The sequence below is a fragment of the Micromonospora sp. WMMA1947 genome (assembly GCF_027497355.1).
In the GTDB taxonomy this organism is placed as follows: Bacteria; Actinomycetota; Actinomycetes; order Mycobacteriales; family Micromonosporaceae; genus Micromonospora.
In genome coordinates this window covers 4,075,554-4,093,447 of record NZ_CP114909.1, presented here as the reverse complement: position 1 = coordinate 4,093,447, position 17,894 = coordinate 4,075,554, and the positions used below count along the sequence as shown (strand labels likewise).

Below are 17,894 nucleotides of genomic sequence, written 5' to 3'. Positions count from 1 at the left end.
CGGCCGTCCGGTTCGGTAGCGGTCTGCGCCACGGGAACCCGGCAGGCGTGGCACGACGCCTTCCGCCGGGCTCCGCACGGCGAGCCGGTATGCCCGCACTCAGCTCCACGGTGCTCTTACCACCGGACTCCGGTGCGCCCCCGTCTCACCCCGACGAGGCGTGGACGCCGGCTCAGGTTAGGCGCGTCCGCGCAGGCCGGACAAGCGATGACCGGCGGCTGCGCTTGTGATTGATGTCTATGCCGAATTGCGGCATGTCGGCGTAACGGGGTCAGCCGGTTTCGCGCTGTTCGACTTCGAGACGGGGACTGCGCCCGCCCGGCCGCGACGGGACGGTGCGGGCCGCGGCGGCCCCGGCGACGAGCGCCAGCGCGGCCACGTGCAGCGCCCGTACGCCCGCCGGGGCGGGGACGCCCGCGGCCGGCAGGGCGGGCAGCAGCAGCGCGCCGAGCCCGGTTACCGCCAGCGCCACCCGCCAGAACACGCTCGGGTTCGCCGCCGGCGCGGACGCGGGTACGCCGTCCGCCCGCAGGCCGCGACGGGCCTCGTGCACGGCCAGGACGACCACCAGCAGCCCGCCGCCGAGGCCGGCGACCACGTCCGCGAACTGGAACCAGTAGACGCCGGTCAGCGCGCGGAAGTCGGCGACGCCGAGCAGCCGGGGCAGGCGTTCGCTGTGGCTGGCCCGGTCCCACGCCACGTGGCTGAACGCGCCGATCAGCGCCGAGCAGACGGTCACCTGCCAGGGGTGCCGCACCCGGGCCAGCATCACGTACCAGGGCCAGCCGAACAACCGCTGCGCGGGCAGGTGCACCGCGATGCCGGCGACCACGCGACGCACCACCCAGGCGTACGCGAGGGCCACCGGCAGGCACCACCAGAGCAGCCCGCCGAGCGTGTGCGTCCGCAGGTCCAGGGCCAGCGACGTGCCGGTGAACAGATACCCGACGTCCGGCGCCACCGCGCCGGTGCACAGCGCCACCCCGTCGAACCAGTCCGGCCGCCACCGCTTCAGCGGCAGTACCGGCGCCAGGTGCGACGGGAAGGTCAGCGGCACGTCCCGGACGTTACCGGCCCGGTCAGAAGTGCTGGACCAGGTCGGGGAACGCGGCCAGCCGGATCACCCGCTGGTCGGACGGATCCAGCTCGTCGTGCTCCAGCACCCAGGTGTTCTCGTTCGGGATGAAGACCGCGTTCATCCCGGCGGCGCGGGCGGGCAGGATGTCCGAGCGCGGCGAGTTGCCGATCATCCAGGCGGCGGCCGGGTCGAAGGCGTGCTCACGGGCCAGCCACCGGTAGGTGTCCGCGTCCTTCTCCGGCACGATGTGCGCGGCGCGGAAGTGGTGCAGCAGACCGCAGGCGTCCAGCTTGCGCTGCTGCTCCTCGCGCTCGCCCTTGGTCAGCAGCAGCAGCTCGTGCCGACCGGCCAGGTCATCGAGCGTCTCGGCCACGCCCGGCATCAGCTCCACCTGGTGCCCGACCAGCGCCGCGGCGAGCTGCTCGATCTCGGCGCGCTCCCGCGCGGTGGCCGGACGCTCGCGCAGCTTCTCCAGGCACTCGCCGAGGTTGCGCAGGAAGACCTTGCTGCCGTAGCCGTGCGCCACGGCGTTGGCGCGCTCGATGTCGTCGAGCACCGCGCGGATCCGGGACCGGTCCAGCGTGGGATGGTCGAGCCAGGTGAGGAAGTCGTCGATGACGCGCTCGAACAGGACGTTGTTCTCCCAGAGCGTGTCGTCGGCGTCGAAGACCAGCACGGCGGCGTCCCGGCGCGACGGCATCGTCTCCCCCTCCCCCTCGCGGACCTCGCACACCGTACTGCCCGCTCGCCGGACGGGCCACGCGGTTTATCCGGTCGGCCGCCGGTTACCGGCGGCTACCCGACTGCGCAATCCCTGGTCGGGCGGCATGCTTCGGCCATGACGATCTCACCCGATCATCCACCCGGACGGCGGCGGCGGCGCGCCTTCGTCGCGGTGGCCGCGACGCTCGCCGTCGCGGGCGCGGCGCTGCCGGGAGCCCCGGCACGTGCCGTCAACGCCGCACACACCACTGTGGTCGGCACCAACCCGGTCGACTGGACGCCGCACGCGCTGGACGGCACCGTCCACCGCATCCTCCAGATCGGCAACCGCGTGTACGTCGCCGGCACGTTCACCAAGGTGCGCAACGCCAACCAGACGGCTCAGCTGGCGATGCCCCGGCTGGTGGCGCTGGACGCGACCACCGGCCGGATCGACACCACGTTCCGGCCGCAGGTCAACGGCGCGGTCAAGGCGCTCGCCGCCGCGCCGGACGGCCGCTCGCTCTACATCGGCGGCGCGTTCACCACTGTCAACGGCACCGCGGCGTCCCGGCTGGCCCGGATCGACGCGGCCACCGGCGCCCGGGTTGCCGGGTTCACCACGCCGGCGCTGAACAACCAGGTGAACGACATGCGTCTGGTCGGCAACCGGCTGATCGTCGGCGGCGCATTCCAGACCGTCGGCGGGGTGACCCGGCGCGCCCTGGCGGCGGTGAACGCCACCACCGGGGCGGCCGACGCGTCGGTAAACCTGAACCTGGCCGGCCCTCGTACGACCACCTCCGGTGCCACCGCGCCGGTTAAGGTCGAGGCGCTGGACGTCTCCGCCGACGGCCGGCGGCTGGTGTTCGTGGGCGGCTTCAGCAGCGTCGCGGGCGTGGCGCGGCACCAGATCGCCGTCGCCGACCTGAGCGCGGCCGGTGCCACGCTCTCCGGCTGGGCCACCGTCCGCTACCAGCCGCAGTGCGCGCGGACGATGCCCGTCTACATGCGCGGCGTCGACATCTCGCCGGACGGCACCTGGTTCGCGGTGGTCACCACCGGCGGCCCGTTCCCGGGCACGCTCTGCGACACCGCGGCGCGTTTCGAGTTCGGCACCGCCACCGGCGGCAAGCAGCCGACCTGGGCCAACTACACCGGCGGTGACACGCTGCTGTCGGTGGCGGTGACCGGCGCGGCGGTCTACGTCGGGGGCCACCAGCGCTGGCTGGACAACCCGCAGGGCCGCAACTCGGCCGGTCCGGGCGCGGTGCCGCGGCCGGGCGTCGGGGCGATCCACCCGACCACGGGCAAGGCGCTGCCGTGGAACCCGACGAAGGACCGGGGCGTCGGCACCCAGGAGCTGTACGCCACCGACCGCGGCCTGTGGATCGGCAGCGACACGGTGACGGTGGCCGGGGAGTACCACGCCCGGCTGGCGTTCCTGCCGCTGTCATGAGGCCCGGGGCTCGGGGCGCGGCGGAACCGTCGCGCCCCGAGCCTCAGCGGCGCAACGTGAGGATCAGGTCGGCGACCAGCGCGGTCCAGCCCGTCTGGTGCCAGGCGCCCAGGCCGGCGCCGTTGTCGCCGTGGAAGTACTCCGGGAAGCAGATCAGGTCGCGCCAGTCCGGGTGGGTCTGGAACAGCTGCGCGGCGCCGTAGATCGGCCGCCGCCCCCACCCGTCGCGGGTGAACAGCGAGATCAGCCGCGCGGACAGGTCGTCGGCGATCTCGTCCAGCGTGCGCTTCACCCCGGACCGGGTCGGGTACTCGACCTGGAGGTCGTCGCCGAAGAACGCCGCGTAGTCGCGCAGCGCGCTGATCAGCAGGAAGTTCGTCGGCATCCAGATCGGGCCGCGCCAGTTGGAGTTGCCGCCGAACAGGCCGCTTGTCGACTCGGCCGGCTCGTAACCGACGCTGAACTCCTGCCCGCCGAGCGTGACGGTGAACGGCTTGTCCAGGTGGGCCCGGGACAGCGTGCGCAGCCCGTACTCGGAGAGGAACTCGTCGGTGTCGAGCATCCGGGCCAGCAGCCGTACCACCTGGTCCGGGGCGACCATCGACAGCAGCCGCTGCTGGCGGCCGTCGGGCCCGATCCGGCGGGCGCCGATCACCTCGGCGTACTCGGGCCGGTTGGTGAGGAACCAGCGCAGCCGCGCGCCCAGCTCGGGCAGCCGCCGCATGGTCCGGGCGGTCAGCCGGGTGACGGCGGCGAGCGGCAGCAGCCCGACCACCGAGCGGACCTTCAGCGGCACCTTCGTGCCGTCGGCCAGGCGCAGCACGTCGTAGAAGAACGCGTCCTCGGCGTCCCACAGCCCCTGGTGGTACGCGGCGGCGGCGATGTACGCGAAGTGCTCGAAGAACTTGGTGGCGGTGTCCACGTACGCGCGGTCATGCTCGGCCAGCACGATGGCCATGTCGAGCAGGTTGAGCGCGTACATGGCCATCCAGCCGGTGCCGTCGGACTGCTCCAGCGTCCCGGCCACCGGCAGCGCGGCCGAGCGGTCGAACGGGCCGACGTTGTCCAGCCCGAGGAAGCCGCCCTCGAAGACGTTGTTGCCGCCGGTGTCCTTGCGGTTGACCCACCAGGTGAAGTTGAGCAGCAGCTTGTGCATCACCCGGGCGAGGAACTCGTGGTCGCGGGAGCCGTCGATCTCGAAGACCTTCAGCGCCGCCCAGGCGTGCACCGGCGGGTTCACGTCACCGAACGCCCACTCGTACGCCGGGATCTGCCCGTTGGGGTGCAGGTACCACTCCCGCAGCAGCAGCAGGATCTGCTCCTTGGCGAAACCCGGGTCGACGCGGGCGATGGTGACGCAGTGGAAGGCCAGGTCCCAGGCCGCGTACCAGGGGTACTCCCACGGGTCCGGCATGGAGATCACGTCGAAGCTGTTCATGTGCCACCAGGCGCTGTTGCGCCCGTGCCGGCGGCCGGCCGGCGGCGGCGCCGACCCGGGGTCGCCGGTCAGCCACCGCTCGACGTCGAAGTGGTAGAACTGCTTGCCCCACATCAGCCCGGCGATGGCCTGGCGCGCCACCAGCGCCTCGTCCGGCGTGGCGGCGTCCGGGATGACGCTGTCGAAGAACCGGTTCGCCTCGGCCCGGCGCGCCCAGAGCACGGCGTCGAACCCGTCGCCCAGGTCGGCCGGGGCGGGCGGCGTGGTGGCCGGGGGCGGCGCGGTCCGCGTCAGCCGCAGCCGGATCTGGCGTTGCTCGCCGGCCGGCACGTCGAGCACGTAGTGCAGCGCCCCCTTGGTGCCGGTGCGGTCCGGGTTGACGGTGGCGGCGCCGGCCACGACGTGGTCGTTGATGCCGTCCTTGGGGTACGCCGACCGCCCCGGCAGCCCCCACAGCCGCTCGGCGTTGGTCTCGTTGTCGCACAGCAGCGGCACCGGGTCGCCGTCGCCCTCCAGCAGCAGCTGGCCGAGCACCCAGTGCTCACCCACGAGCCGGGCGCCGGCCCCCTCCCCGGCCGCCTCGCCGACCAGCTTCGGCATCCGGTCGGTGCCGGGCAGCCCCCACGCCCAGGTGTTGCGGAACCAGAGCGTGGGCAGCACGTGCAGGGTCTCGTCGGTGTCGGCCCGGTTCGCCACGGTGATCACCACGCACATGTCGGTCGGTGACGCCTTGGCGTAGTCGACGGTGACCGCCCAGTACCTGTCGTCGTCGAAGATGCCGGTGTCCACCAGCTCGTACTCGGTGTCGTCCCGGCCGCGCAGCGCGTTCACCGCGACCAACTCGTCGTACGGGAAGGCGGCCTGCGGGTAGTGGTAGCGCCAGCGCATGAAGGAGTGCGTCGGGGTGCTGTCGAGGTACCACCAGTACTCCTTGACGTCCTCCCCGTGGTTGCCGCCGTCGCCGCCGAGGCCGAACATCCGCTCCTTGAGGATCGGGTCGCGCCCGTTCCACAGCGCGAGGGCGAAGCAGAACGTCTGCCGGTCGTCACAGACGCCGGCCATGCCGTCCTCGTTCCACCGGTACGCTCGGGACCGCGCGTGGTCGTGGGGGAAGTAGTCCCACGCCGTACCGTGCTCGCTGTAGTCCTCCCGTACCGTCCCCCACGCCCGCTCGGACAGATAGGGGCCCCATGCGCGCCAGTCCTGCTCCCCGGCGTCGGCCTGGGCGAGCCGGTGCCGCTCGGGGTCGGGGGACGCGGAGGTCGACCGGTCGGTGATCACTGGCACATCTTCGACGCCACCGGGGTACTTCTCCACAGCGGCCATTGTCGCCGTGGCATGTCACACCTCGCTGGCGGTGGAGGAAAGTTGATCGACATCCGTTTCGGGCCGCGGGTCTGCGGCGAGCTGTCCACCGCCGCCTCGCGGGAATGGCTGGTCACGGACGGGCGCGGCGGGTACGCCATGGGCACCGTCGCCGGACTGCGCACCCGGCGCTACCACGGGCTGCTCGTGGTGGCCGGTGACACGCCGGCGTCCCGCAAGGTGGGACTGGTGAGCCTGGACCCGGCGGTGACGCTGCCGTCGGGGCGGCAGGTCCGCCTCGGCGCGCACGAGTGGTCCTCGGGCGTGGTCGACCCGCGCGGCTTCGAGCTGCTGGAGCACTTCGACCTGGCCGACGGGGTGCCCCGCTGGCGGTGGCGCGTCGGCGACGTGGTGATCGAGCGGGAGATCGCCATGACGTACGGCCGCTCCTGCGTGGCGGTGGTGCACCGGCTGATCTCCGGCGGCCCGGTGCGGCTGGACCTGGCCGCCGCCTGCACCTGGCGCGACGCGCACGGCGAGCGGCGCGCCGACGGCCCGGCGCCCCGGCTGGAGCCGGCGGCCGGCGGCGCGGTGGTCGACGGCGCATATCGCCTGGCCGGGCCGGACTGGACGCCGGAGGGGCAGTGGTGGCACGGGGTGCGTCACCGGACCGAGGCCGAGCGCGGCCTGCACCCGGACGAGGACCTCTGGTACGCGGGCCGGTTCACCGGCGCGCTCGACGAGCCCGGCGCGACAGTGTCGGTGCTGGCCTGGGCGGACGACCTGGCCGAGGAGCCGCCCCCGGCGACCGCGGTGGTCGAGGCGACCCGGCGGCGCAGCCGGGCGGTGGTCGCCGCGGCGAAACCCGGCGACGCGGTCGAGGCGACGCTCGCGCTCGCCGCCGACGCCTTCGTGGTGCGCACCGCCACCGGCCCGGACGTGGTCGCCGGCTACCCCTGGTTCGGGGCCTGGTCGCGGGACACGATGATCTCCTACGAGGGCCTGTTCCTGTGCACGAACCGGGCCGACGAGGGCCGGGACCTGCTGCGGGCGTACGCGGCCACGCTGAGCGAGGGCATGCTGGCGAACACCGCCGACACCGGGCGGGTCGAGTACAACACCGTCGACGCGACGCTGTGGTTCCTGCACGCGGTGCACCGGCACGTCACCGTCACCGGCGACACCGACCTGGGCGACGAGCTGCTGCCCGCCCTTCACGGCGTGGTCGAGGCGCACGTGGCGGGCACCCGGTACGGCATCGGCGTCGACCCGGCCGACGGCCTGCTGGCCCAGGGCGGCCCGCCGGACGTGGCGCTCACCTGGATGGACGCCCGGGTGTACGGGGTGCCGGTGACCCCGCGTACCGGCAAACCGGTCGAGGTCAACGCGCTGTGGATCAACGGGCTGGCCGGGCTCGCCGAGCTGACCGAGCTGGCCGGGCGCGACGCCGCCGCGCTGCACGCCCTGCACCGCCGGGCCACCGCCGCGTTCCGGGAGCGCTTCCCCGCCCCGGCCGGCTGGCTGTACGACGTGGTGGACGCCCCGGCGCCCGCGTACCCGCTGGGCGGGGCCACGCACCACGATGACGACCTGCTGCGCCCCAACCAGCTGCTCGCCTGGTCCCTGCCGCACGCGCCGCTGGAGCCGGACGAGGCCGTGCTACGCCGCGTCACCGAGGCGCTGTTCACCCCGCTCGGCCCGCGCAGCCTCGCCCCGGACTCCCCCGGCTTCACCGGGCGGCACCGGGGCGGACCCGCCGAGCGGGACTCCGCGTACCACCAGGGCACCGTCTGGCCGTGGCTGGCCGGGCCGCTGCTCGACGCGTACCGCCGGGCCGGGCTGCCCACCGACGACCTGCTGGTGGGCCTGGTGGGTCACCTGGCCGAGGACGGCCTGGGCTCGGTGAGCGAGACCGCCGACGGCGCGGCACCGCACAGGGCCACCGGGTGCCCGTTCCAGGCGTGGTCGGTGGCCGAGCTGCTGCGCGCGCGGCGCACGCGCCGGTAACGCGTTACAGACCGGCAACCGGCGCGTCGCCGCCGGTTATCGACCCCTCGGCAGGATGGGTGCCGACCCCACCGGAGCGCGGCGACGCCGCCGCCGGGGTGGGGCCCACAACTCAAAGGGGGCCGCGTGTCAGCTGACGCCGAAGTGATCGACATCCAGCCCGCCCGGCGCCTGCGGGTGCTGCTGCTCTCCTGGGAGTACCCGCCGGTGCTCGTCGGTGGCCTCGGCCGCCACGTCCACGCGCTGTCCGTGGCGCTGGCCGCCGCCGGGCACGAGGTCACCGTCGTCACCCGCCACGCCGCGGGCGCTCCCCTCGAGGAGTACGCCGACGGCGTGCGCGTCGTCCGCGCCGCCGAGGACCCGGTCCGGTTCCCGCTCGCCACCGATTCGCTGCTGGCCTGGACCATGGCGTTCAACCACACGCTGACCCGGGCCGCGCTGCGCGCCGCCTCGTCCGCCTCCTACGACGTGATCCACGCCCACGACTGGCTCGTCGCGCACACCGCCGTCACGCTGGCCGAACACCTGGACGTGCCGCTGGTGACCACCATCCACGCCACCGAGGCGGGCCGGCACCAGGGCTGGCTGCCGGAGGAGATGAACCGCACCATCCACGGCGTCGAGCACTGGCTGAGCAACGCCTCCGGGCGGGTGATCGCCTGCTCCGGATACATGCGCGACCAGGTGGCCCGGCTGTTCGGCGTACCGGCCGGGCGCATCGACGTGGTCGCCAACGGCGTCGACGACCGGGCCTGGCGTGCCCGGCCGCACGCGGTCGCCTCCGCCCGGGCACGCTTCGCCGCGGGCGGGCCGCTCGTCGGGTACGCCGGCCGGCTGGTCTACGAGAAGGGCGTGCAGCACCTGGTGCACGCCGTGCCGCACCTGGCGAAGCGGCACCCCGGCCTGCGGGTGGTGATCGCCGGGGACGGGCCGTACCGCGACGAACTGGTCGACCAGGCGCGGCGGCTGCACCTCGGGGACACCGTCCGGTTCGCCGGTTTCATGGACGCCACCCAGCTTCCCGCGGTGCTCGCCGCCACCGACGCCACGGTGATCCCCAGCCTCTACGAGCCGTTCGGCATGATCGCGCTGGAGGCGGCAGCGGCCGGCGCGCCGCTCGCTGTCGCGCGTACCGGCGGGCTCGCCGAGATCGTCGAGCCCGGGGTGACCGGGGTGACGTTCCCGCACGGCGACCCGGACGCGCTGGCCGGTGCCGTCGACCGGCTGCTCGGCGACGAGGTGTTCGCCCGGAGGGTGGCGCGCAAGGCCCGGACCATGGTCAGCCGTCGGTACACCTGGTCGGCCATCGCCGCCCGGACCGCCGCCGCCTACGCCACCGCCCGCCGCGACCACGACGCGTTCCAGGCCCGCCGGGCCACCGCCCTGCTGGCCGGCGACCGGTCGTCGATCGCCGTCCCGGAGGGGAATCTGCTCGCCGGCGCGGCAAGTTAGGGGAATGACGCACTGACATGCGATAGGTACCGTCCGATCCGTTGGCTATTGTGGACCACTGACCAGCGGTGAGGAGTGCGGTGCGGGAGGTAGTGATCGCGGGGCGGTACCGCCTGCTCGAACTGGTCGGCCGCGGCGGGATGGGCCAGGTCTGGCGGGCGCGCGACGAGGAGCTGCAACGCGAGGTCGCGGTGAAGCAGGTCGTGCCGCCGAACTGGCTCGCCGAGAACGAGCGGGACGAACTGCGCGCCCGTACGCTGCGCGAGGCGCGGACGTCGGCGCGCCTCAACCACCCCAACGTGGTGCGGGTCTACGACGTGGTCCGGGTCCAGGGCGAACCCTGGCTGATCATGGAGTACGTCCCGTCCCGCTCGCTCCAGGAGATCATCGAGAACGACGGCCCGCTTCCGCCCGGGCGGGCCGCCGAGATCGGCCTGTCGGTGCTCGCCGCGCTGCGCGCCGCGCACGAAGCCGGAGTGCTGCACCGGGACGTGAAGCCCGCGAACGTGCTGCTGGCCCGGGACGGCCGGGTCCTGCTCACCGACTTCGGGCTGGCCGTGTTCGAGGGCGGCGACGGCGCGATGACCCGGCCCGGCCTGGTCCTCGGCTCCCCCCAGTACGTGGCACCGGAACGGGCCGCCGAGGGCGTGTCCAGCGTCGAGGCGGACATGTGGTCGCTCGGCGCCACGCTGCACGCCGCGGTGGAGGGCCGCTCGCCGTACGCCCGCAGCACCGCGATGGCCACGCTCGCCGCGCTCGCCACCCGGCCGCCCGATCCGGCCCCGCACGCCGGCCCGCTGACACCGGTGCTGACCGGGCTGCTGCGCCGCGATCCGCGTACCCGCCTCGGGCACCGCGAGACGGCCCGCCTGCTCGGCGTCGCCGCGGTGTCGGAGGCCGACGCGGAGGCCGCCGGGTCCGCGGGCCGCGCCACCGCCGCGTCGTCCGACCGGCCCGCCGGCGGACGCGAGAACGACGTCGCGGCGCGGGCCGGGGCCGGTGACGAGCCGGGGCCACCGGGCAGCCCGGCAGCGGCTCCCGGCGGCATCTACCCGGACCTGATGCCACCGGCCGCCGCCGCCCGGGCGTGGAGCCGGGCGGCGAAGCGCAGCGAATGGGCGCCGCCCACCGAGGGCGACCGCGCGTCACCATCGGGCGACGTGGCGGACACGTCCGGCCCGGCGGCTCCCTCCGGTACGGCGTCCCGGCCGGTCCCCACCGGACGGGCGGACGCCGTCGGTCAGTCGTCCCCGGGCGGTCGTTCGGGCGCACTCCGGCGCGCGGACACGGGCGACCCCTCGTCCTCGACCGGCCGTGGGGAGGCGAACCGCCGTGCGGATGCGAACAGCGGCGCGAGCGTGGTCGGTGACCCGGCGGCCAACGGCTCGGGTGCGGTCGGCGGCTCGGCCGGGACCGGCTCGGGCGCTGTCGGCCGCGCGGGCGCTGTCGGCCGCGCGGCCGCGGTCGGCCGGGCCGTGCCACCCGGGCAGAGCCGGAGCGGCGAGCCGGAGCGGGGCCGGGACGGTGAACCGGAACGGGGCCGAGCGGGTGCGCCGGAGCGAGGCACCGCGGGTGAACCCGGGCAGGCCGCTCCCGGCGCGACAGTGGAGCCGCCCCGGGGCGGGCCGGCCCGCCCGGGCCCGATCAGCCTCGGTCCGACGGTCCTCACCAGCTTCGTCGACCCGGGCAGCCCGGCCGGCCCCGAGTCGGCACCCCGCGCCGACGCCCTCAGCCCGGTGCACATCGTCGGCCCCGGCGCCGCGCCGGTCACCACGCCTCCCCCCGTCGCACACAGCGGGCCGGTCGACAGCGGCGCGGTGCATCCCGCCCCGCCCCGGCCCGCCGGGGTCCCCCGCCCCGCCGAGCCTCCGGTCCCGGCCGGGGGCGGAAACCCGCTGCACCGGTGGGGACTCGTCCTGGGGGCCGTGCTGCTCGCCGTGGCGACGGGTGTGGGCACCGCGCTGGCGATCACCGGTGGTCGCGACGATCCACCGCAGGGGGACCGCTCCCGCGAGGCCGTCGCACAGCCCTGGGACCGCCCGCCCGGGCCGGGGGCGCCGCCTCCGCCGTTCCCGTGCGTCCGGCCCGACGTGGCCGGCACGCCGGTCCGCAAGGGGCCGCCCCCGGACAACCCGCCGGTGGCGGTTCCCGCCGGCTGGGTCTGGCCCGCCGACACCGGCGGCTTCCGCATCGCCCTGCCCGCCGGCTGGCTGCAACTGCGCTCCGGTGACACCACCTGCTTCCAGGATCCGGCCACGCGGCGCATCCTGGGCGTCGAGCCGTACCCGGGCGGTGACCCGGTGGGCCGGCTGAAGTCGTCCGAGCGGGACCTGACCTCCGCGGGCCGGCTTCCGCAGTACGAGAAGATCCGGCTGGAGGCCGACGGACCGGGCGCGGCGTGGGAGTGCGTCTGGACCGCACCCTACGGAGAGCGGATGCGCGCGTTGCGCGTCCTGCCCGGCGAGCGGGCCGGCTGGACGCTCGGCTGGACCACGTCCGACGCCGACTGGCCGGCCGCCTCGAAGCAGTTCGCCGTCATCCGCGCGAGCCTGGGGACGGTCCGGCCCACCCGGACGGCGGGCTGAACCGGACCGTCCCATCACCGACAGTCGGCGTGGCTCCCGCCGCGCGGGCCGCCATACTCCCGGGTGGGCGCGGTACGCCCCGCGGCGCCCACGGAACCCCTTCCCCAGTGGACCGTCCGGCTGATGCCCCTCTGTCGCACGCGCTGACTACAGTGGCGTAGTTTTGTGGATCAAGATCTTCGGGAAGGGCGAGCCGAGATGATGGGACCGTCCCACGCGCTCTCGGGCGCGGCGGTGTGGCTGACCGGCTCCTGGGCGATGGCCCAGTTCGCGGACTACCACCAGACACCGCTGGCCCTGGCGGTGGGCACCGCGGTCTGCGCCGGCGGGGCGCTCTTTCCCGACCTCGACCTGTCCGGCAAGGTAACCCGCAACCAGGGCGGCGCCACCGTGGCCCGCACCTTCGGCGTGGTCAGCCTCTTCGTCGCCGAGGTGATGGAGAAGATCTCGCTCGGCGTCTACTACGCCACCAAGCTGAGCAAGGATCCGCGCCGCAACAACGGGCACCGCACGCTGACCCACACCATCCCGTTCACCGTGCTCGTCGGCTGGGGCACCACCGCGCTGTGCGCCCACTACGGCAAGTGGGCGGTGGTCGGCATCCTCTTCTTCATGATCGGCCTGGCGCTGCGCGGGCTGTTCGACAGGTGGGCCGAGCGCGCCGGCTGGGTGGTGGTCACGCTGGTGTCCGCCGCCGCGGCCTGGTTCACGTTCGCCAACCTGCCCGGCGACCGGGGCTACCCGATGATCGGGCTCGCGGTCGGGGTGGGTTGTTTCGTGCACATCCTCGGCGACATGATCACCCGGGCCGGGGTGCCGATCCTGTGGCCCATCCCGATCAAACGGCGGATGTGGACGATGATCGGCCTGCCCAACAAGATCGCTCTGCGTACCGGCAGCAAGGCCGAGACGGTGGTGCTGCGCACCGCGATGACGATCCTGTCCGTGCTGGCCGCGGTGGGGCTGGTCGCGCCCTCGGTGCTGCAGCGCTTCGACATCCAGGTGTAGGTCAGCCCGCCTCGGCGGGCGCCGCCCCGGCGCCGGCCGCCCGGCGCCGGATCAGCCGGGCCGTCCACCCCACGCCGCGGGCGGTGAGCGCGTACGCCGCCGTCGGCGCGAGGGCCAGCAGCGCGCTGATCCCAGCCACCAGCGGCACCAGGTCGCCGGGCACGTCCGTGGCGACCGCCACCGCCGCGGTGTACCCGGCGGCCAGCACGACCGCGACGAGCCCGGCGTACGCGAGCGCCGGCGCGGCCCGGCGCCGGCCCACGACCTCGCCGAGCGCGACGGCCGGCGCGAACAGCAGCGGCAGCGCGGCCACGCCGAGCAGCCCGACGATCAGCACCAGCAGCGGTCCGGCCAGCGGGCCGCCCGGGTCGGCGCCGGTGACCAGCGCGTACGCCAGCAGGCCGAGGTAGCCGGCGACCGCCTCCGCGACGACGACGAGCCACGCCGCGACGGCTCCGGCGAGATGACGAGCGACAGCGGTGCCCACGTTGTCCCCTCCCCCGTGCGGACGGCGCCACGACCGTCCGATGAGAACGGTAGCGCCCGGGCGGCGGCGGGCAGAGGCCGCACCCGATATCACTATGGGTAGGGAAGCAGGAGTCCGTCGATCGTCAGCGTGGACGATCGACGACACGCTAATGCGCATTAGCGCCGAGGCCCGCCTACTGTCGCGCGCCCGGTCGGCCCTTGTCAAGATCCCCGGCCGGACAGCCGCCAGGCGGCGACGGACACGGTTGCTAATCCGCATTACATCAGGCAGTTCATCGGGCGGAAATCTTCCGGACACCACTTGACAGGACGCCGGGAGAGCAGCGAGGCTCCATCCCGACCCGATCGCTAATACGCATTAGCGGAAGTGGAAGGACCGACGTGACCCCTCCCCCCAGGCGTGTCACCCAGCGTGACATCGCGCGCATGGCCGGCGTCAGCCAGGCGACCGTGTCGCTGGTGCTCAACAACCGCACCGACGCCGACGTCCGAATCGCGCCGGAGACACGGGACCGGGTGTTGCAGGTCATCGCCGAGACGGGATACGCCGCCGACCCGGCCGCCCGCCGCCTCGCCTCCGGGTTCAACCGGATCATCGGCGTCTTCACCTACGAGCCGGCCTTCCCCAGCGGCAGCCGGGACTTCTTTCACCCGTTCCTGCTCGGCATCGAGGAGTACGCCGAACGGGTCGGCTGCGACCTGCTGCTGTTCACCAGCGCCCCGGTGGTGGACGGCCGGCGGCGCATCTTCCACCAGGACAACCGGCTGCGGCTGGCCGACGGCTGCATCCTGCTCGGCCGGGAGATCGACGGCGCGGAGCTGCTCCGGCTCAATCGCGACGGGTTCCCCTACGTCGCCGTCGGACGCCGCGACGACGCCGGCGGCCCGGTGCCCTACGTCGGCGCCGACTACGCCAGCGCGGTCCACCGGCTGGCCGAGCGGGCGGTGGAGCTGGGACACCGGCGCCTGACGTACGTGGGCATGGGCACCTCGGCCGAGTCATCGCACGACCGGCGCAGCGGTTTCCACGCCGGCGCGACCGGCGCGGACAGCGCCCGCCAGATCACCGCGACGGCGGGGACGGCCGACGCCACAGTGGACGACCTGCGGGCCGACGGCAGCACCGTCGCCTTCGTGGAGGACTTCGCCACCGCCGTGGCACTCGAGGCGGCCGCCCGCCGCAAGGGGCTCACGGTGCCCAGTGACCTGTCCGTCGTGACCCTTGGCGACCCGACCGTCCCGGTGCCCACCGACATCACGTTCACCGGGTTCCGCATCCCGCGCGAGGAGATGGGCCGCCAGGCCGTCGAGGTGCTGACCGGCGTCATCGACGGCAGCGCCGGCGGCCTCCAGCAACGGCTCCTGCCCTGCGAACTCGTCGAGGGCGACACCCTCGGCGTCCCTGGATCGGCGGCCGACCGGCGCTGACACGCCCGGCCGCGCAACTGGAAGGAAGCAAGTGGTACTAATGCGTGCGGACGTCCTCGTCGTCGGGGGCGGACTGGGCGGTGTCGCCGCGGCGCTGGCCGCGGCCCGTGCCGGCCGGTCCGTCATCCTGACCGAGGAGTTCGACTGGCTCGGCGGGCAGCTCACCAGCCAGGCGGTCCCGCCGGACGAGCACTCCTGGATCGAGCAGTTCGGCGCCACCGCGAGCTACCGGGAGTTGCGCGACGGCATCCGCGACTACTACCGCCGCCACTACCCGCTGACCGAGCGGTCCCGGGCGTGGACCGACCTGAACCCGGGCGCCGGCTGGGTGAGCCGGCTCTGCCACGAGCCCCGGGTCGCGGTCGCCGTCCTGGAGCAGATGCTCGCGCCGTACCGGGGGTCCGGGCGGCTGACGGTGCTGCAGCCGTACCGGCCCGTCGCGGCCGAGACCGACGGCGACCGGGTCACCGGCGTGACGCTCGTCCACCGGGACCGCGACGAGCGGATCGAGGTGGAGGCGCCGTACGTCCTGGACGCCACCGAGACCGGTGAGCTGCTGCCGCTGACCGGCACCGAGTACGTGACCGGGTTCGAGTCGCAGGCGCAGACCGGTGAGCCGAGCGCGCCCGCCGAGGCGCAGCCGCTGAACATGCAGGCGGTGTCGGTCTGCTTCGCACTCGACCACGTCGACGGCGACCACACCATCGACCGGCCCGCCGGCTACGACTTCTGGCGCGACTACAAGCCGGACTTCTGGGGCGACCGGCTGCTGTCCTGGCGGTCGCCGCACCCGCGCACGCTGGAGATCGTCGAGCGCAGCTTCACCCCCAACCCGGACGACGACCCGCTGGGCGTCAACGCCGACCAGCGGCTCAACCCGGGCGACGGCAACCTTTGGACGTTCCGGCGCATCGCCGCGCGGCGCAACTTCGTCGACGGCGCGTACGGCAGCGACATCACGCTCGTCAACTGGCCGATGATCGACTATTTCGAGGGCCCGGTCATCGACGTGCCGAACGCGTCCTGGCACCTGTCCCAGGCGCGCGAGCTGTCGTACTCCGTCCTGTACTGGCTGCAGACCGAGGCGCCCCGCCCCGACGGCGGCACCGGCTACCCGGGGCTGCGGCTGCGCGGCGACGTGACCGGCAGCCCCGACGGGCTGGCGCAGGCGCCCTACATCCGGGAGTCGCGTCGCATCCGCGCCGAGTACACGGTGGTCGAGCAGGACCTCTCCCTGGCCGTACGCGGCGAGCACGGCGCGGTGAGCTACCCCGACTCGATCGGCGTCGGCATGTACCGCATCGACCTGCACCCGTCGACCGGTGGCGACAACTACATCGACGTCGGCTCCTGCCCGTTCGAGATCCCGCTCGGCGCGCTCATCCCGCAGCGGATGGAGAACCTGCTGCCGGCCGGCAAGAACATCGGTACCACGCACATCACCAACGGCAGCTACCGACTGCACCCGGTCGAGTGGAACGTCGGTGAGGTCGCCGGCCTGCTGGCCGACTTCTGCCTTGCGCGGGGCGAGTCCCCGCGCGCGGTCCGCGGCACCCCCCGCCTGCTGGCCGAATTCACGGACCGCATCTCGGCCGCCGGCGTGGAATGCCGCTGGCCGCAGATCGCGGGCTACTGAACCCCCGGTGAGGAGAAGAAAGTGAGATACGGAAGACTGTCCGGCCTGGTCACGGCGGCCATGACCGGTGTGCTCGCCCTGACCGCCTGCGGCGGTGGCGGCGACGCCAAGGACGACGGTCCGGCGAGCCTGCGGATGACCGTCTGGTCGGCGAACGAGGCGCACCTCAAGCTGTTCAACGAGATCGCCGACGAGTACCGCAAGAACAACCCGGACGTCGCGGAGATCAAGTTCGATCCGCTGCCGTTCGAGAACTACACCACGACGCTGACCACGCAGATCGCCGGCGGCAACGCGCCGGACCTCGCGTGGATCTTCGAGAACTCGGCACCGGACTTCGTCGCCTCCGGCGCGCTGAGCCCGCTCGACGACACGCTGAAGAAGGCCGACGGCTACCAGTACGACGACCTGTCCCCCGCCACGCTGAAGCTCTGGCGCAACGACGGGAAGCTCTTCGCGTATCCGTTCTCGACCTCGCCGTTCGGCGTGTTCGTGAACAACGACATGCTCAAGAAGGCCGGGCAGAAGACCCCGGCCGAGCTGATCGCGGCCGGGCAGTGGACCTGGGACACCGCGCTCGCCGCGGCCGGCGCCACCGCCGCGAAGTCGGGCAAGGCCGGGCTCGTGGTCCGCGACTTCGACTACAAGGGCTGGGACAACCTGGCCACGTTCTGGACCGGCTGGGGTGCCCAGGCGTGGAGCGAGGACGGCCGCAGCTGCGGGTTCAACAGCCCGGAGATGGTCGAGGCGATGACCACGCTGCACAAGGCGATCTTCACCGGCAAGGCGCTGCCCGGTCCGGGCACGACCGCCGACTTCTTCGCCGGTGACGCCGCCATGACCGTCACCCAGATCTCCCGTGCCTCGCTGCTGAAGGAGAACGGCTTCGACTGGGACCTGGTCCCGCTGCCGGCCGGCCCGAAGGGCCCGTACGCGGTGGTCGGCCAGGCCGGCATCGGCGTGATGAAGAAGAGCCCGCACGCCGAGCAGGCCGCCGACTTCCTGGCCTTCTTCACCAACCCCACCAACTCGGCGAAGCTGGCCCAGTTCTTCCCGCCGCCGCGGCAGTCCCAGCTGACCGCCGAGACGCTTGCGAAGACGAACCCGAAGCTCAAGCCGGAGCAGCTGCAGAAGGTCGTCATCGACGGCATCACCAACGGCACCGTCAAGCCCAGCCACTCCGGGCAGGCCGAGCTGAGCCAGCAGGTGCGCGCCGCGCTCGACCCGCTGTGGAAGGCGGACGCGGACGTCAAGGGCGTACTCGACGGCGTCTGCTCCAAGATCCAGCCGCTGCTGGCGAAGTAGGG

12 protein-coding genes are annotated in these 17,894 nt (G+C 73.7%); 8 read left to right on the top strand and 4 right to left on the bottom strand.

The genetic code is table 11. The features are described 5' to 3' along the window. Positions 1–271: 271 nt before the first annotated feature. Positions 272–1,057: a DUF4184 family protein gene (locus O7604_RS19585; protein WP_281577300.1), complete on the bottom strand. Its 786-nt coding sequence runs from the start codon at positions 1,055–1,057 to the stop codon at positions 272–274. 22 nt (positions 1,058–1,079) lie between these two features. Further along, positions 1,080–1,778, bottom strand: coding sequence for an HAD family hydrolase (locus O7604_RS19580; protein WP_281577299.1), 699 nt, complete (start codon positions 1,776–1,778; stop codon positions 1,080–1,082). Positions 1,779–1,916: 138 nt separating this feature from the next. Here O7604_RS19580 and O7604_RS19575 point away from each other — a divergent pair, with 138 nt between their 5' ends. Next, positions 1,917–3,239, top strand: coding sequence for a hypothetical protein (locus tag O7604_RS19575; protein WP_269705174.1), 1,323 nt, complete (start codon positions 1,917–1,919; stop codon positions 3,237–3,239). Between the two features lie 43 nt (positions 3,240–3,282). On the opposite strand, the gene O7604_RS19570 is transcribed toward O7604_RS19575, so the two are convergent. Then, positions 3,283–6,003 (bottom strand): glucosidase, encoded by a 2,721-nt coding sequence (locus tag O7604_RS19570; RefSeq protein WP_269705173.1) that lies wholly within the window; start codon positions 6,001–6,003, stop codon positions 3,283–3,285. Between the two features lie 42 nt (positions 6,004–6,045). Here O7604_RS19570 and O7604_RS19565 point away from each other — a divergent pair, with 42 nt between their 5' ends. The 4 genes from O7604_RS19565 (at position 6,046) to O7604_RS19550 (ending at position 13,034) form a co-directional block, all read left to right on the top strand. Further along, the gene (locus O7604_RS19565; RefSeq protein ID WP_281577298.1) at positions 6,046–7,989 is read left to right on the top strand and encodes an amylo-alpha-1,6-glucosidase; all 1,944 of its coding nucleotides are present in this window, start codon (positions 6,046–6,048) and stop codon (positions 7,987–7,989) included. A gap of 126 nt (positions 7,990–8,115) precedes the next feature. Continuing rightward, entirely contained in the window at positions 8,116–9,441 is a 1,326-nt protein-coding gene (locus O7604_RS19560; RefSeq protein ID WP_281577297.1) for a glycosyltransferase family 4 protein, read from the top strand. 80 nt (positions 9,442–9,521) lie between these two features. After that, positions 9,522–12,026 (top strand): serine/threonine protein kinase, encoded by a 2,505-nt coding sequence (locus O7604_RS19555; protein ID WP_281577296.1) that lies wholly within the window; start codon positions 9,522–9,524, stop codon positions 12,024–12,026. 198 nt (positions 12,027–12,224) lie between these two features. Then, positions 12,225–13,034, top strand: coding sequence for a metal-dependent hydrolase (locus O7604_RS19550; RefSeq protein ID WP_073831818.1), 810 nt, complete (start codon positions 12,225–12,227; stop codon positions 13,032–13,034). Between the two features lies 1 nt (position 13,035). Here O7604_RS19550 and O7604_RS19545 read toward each other — a convergent pair whose 3' ends face one another. Further along, the gene (locus O7604_RS19545) at positions 13,036–13,521 is read right to left on the bottom strand and encodes a hypothetical protein (protein WP_281577295.1); all 486 of its coding nucleotides are present in this window, start codon (positions 13,519–13,521) and stop codon (positions 13,036–13,038) included. Between the two features lie 383 nt (positions 13,522–13,904). Here O7604_RS19545 and O7604_RS19540 point away from each other — a divergent pair, with 383 nt between their 5' ends. Genes O7604_RS19540 through O7604_RS19530 form a run of 3 tightly spaced genes read left to right on the top strand, consistent with a single transcriptional unit; the run spans position 13,905 to position 17,892 of the window. Next, positions 13,905–14,951: a LacI family DNA-binding transcriptional regulator gene (locus O7604_RS19540; RefSeq protein WP_281577294.1), complete on the top strand. Its 1,047-nt coding sequence runs from the start codon at positions 13,905–13,907 to the stop codon at positions 14,949–14,951. A 40-nt stretch (positions 14,952–14,991) separates the two neighbouring features. Then, positions 14,992–16,587 carry an FAD-dependent oxidoreductase gene (locus O7604_RS19535; protein WP_269705167.1) on the top strand — a complete coding sequence of 532 codons (1,596 nt, stop codon included), beginning with the start codon at positions 14,992–14,994 and terminating at the stop codon, positions 16,585–16,587. Between the two features lie 21 nt (positions 16,588–16,608). Beyond that, on the top strand, positions 16,609–17,892 hold the full coding sequence (locus O7604_RS19530; RefSeq protein WP_269705166.1) for a sugar ABC transporter substrate-binding protein: 1,284 nt from the start codon (positions 16,609–16,611) through the stop codon (positions 17,890–17,892). Positions 17,893–17,894 lie beyond the last annotated feature (2 nt).